This window comes from Macrococcoides bohemicum, from assembly GCF_003259675.1.
Classification (GTDB): domain Bacteria; phylum Bacillota; class Bacilli; order Staphylococcales; family Staphylococcaceae; genus Macrococcoides; species Macrococcoides bohemicum.
Window position 1 is genome coordinate 1 of record NZ_PZJG01000023.1, and the last position, 753, is coordinate 753.

Genomic DNA, 753 nt, shown 5'->3' on the forward strand with positions numbered 1-753 from the left:
AATTTATCATGTCAGTGTTCGCTTAACTTGCTAGCATGATGCTAATTTCGTGGCATGGCGAAAATCCGTAGATCTGAAGAGACCTGCGGTTCTTTTTATATAGAGCGTAAATACATTCAATACCTTTTAAAGTATTCTTTGCTGTATTGATACTTTGATACCTTGTCTTTCTTACTTTAATATGACGGTGATCTTGCTCAATGAGGTTATTCAGATATTTCGATGTACAATGACAGTCAGGTTTAAGTTTAAAAGCTTTAATTACTTTAGCCATTGCTACCTTCGTTGAAGGTGCCTGATCTGTAATTACCTTTTGAGGTTTACCAAATTGTTTAATGAGACGTTTGATAAACGCATATGCTGAATGATTATCTCGTTGCTTACGCAACCAAATATCTAATGTATGTCCCTCTGCATCAATGGCACGATATAAATAGCTCCATTTTCCTTTTATTTTGATGTACGTCTCATCAATACGCCATTTGTAATAAGCTTTTTTATGCTTTTTCTTCCAAATTTGATACAAAATTGGGGCATATTCTTGAACCCAACGGTAGACCGTTGAATGATGAACGTTTACACCACGTTCCCTTAATATTTCAGATATATCACGATAACTCAATGCATATCTTAGATAGTAGCCAACGGCTACAGTGATAACATCCTTGTTAAATTGTTTATATCTGAAATAGTTCATACAGAAGACTCCTTTTTGTTAAAATTATACTATAAATTCAACTTTGCAACAGAACC

1 protein-coding gene is annotated in these 753 nt (G+C 34.1%); it reads right to left on the bottom strand.

Annotated elements, in window-relative coordinates:
- Positions 1–22 precede the first annotated feature (22 nt).
- Complete coding sequence (locus tag BHX94_RS12600) at positions 23–697, bottom strand: IS6-like element IS257 family transposase (RefSeq protein WP_001105987.1); 675 nt, start codon at positions 695–697, stop codon at positions 23–25.
- Positions 698–753: the final 56 nt, after the last annotated feature.